Annotated in this window: 1 pseudogene; it reads left to right on the forward strand. The window is 67.8% G+C overall.

The features are described from left to right. Positions 1 to 419, forward strand: a pseudogene (locus tag F6S12_RS33010) (sarcosine oxidase subunit alpha); the annotation flags it as partial.

Genomic DNA, 419 nt, shown 5'->3' on the forward strand with positions numbered 1-419 from the left:
ACGGTCAACGGCTACCACGACCACAACTTCCTGACCATTCACGAGCGTCTCACCGATCACCTCGGCGACCGCGCGCCGATCGGCCAGGTACGCCAGCGCATCCATCGGGTCCGCGCCAAGCGCGTGGTGCTGGCCACCGGCGCCCATGAGCGGCCGCTGGTCTACGGCAACAACGACGTGCCGGGCAACATGCTGGCTGGCGCGGTCTCCACCTATGTGCGGCGCTACGGCGTGGCCCCGGGCAAGAAACTGGTGCTGTCCACCAATAACGACCACGCCTACCGTGTGGCCCTGGACTGGCTCGACGCCAGCCTGCAAGTGGTGGCCATCGCCGATGCGCGGCACAACCCGCGCGGCGCCCTGGTGGAAGAAGCCCGGGCCAAGGGTATTCGCATCCTCACCTCCAGCGCGGTGATCGA

The sequence above is a fragment of the Pseudomonas sp. JV245A genome, from assembly GCF_032424515.1.
Classification (GTDB): Bacteria; Pseudomonadota; Gammaproteobacteria; order Pseudomonadales; family Pseudomonadaceae; genus Aquipseudomonas; species Aquipseudomonas protegens.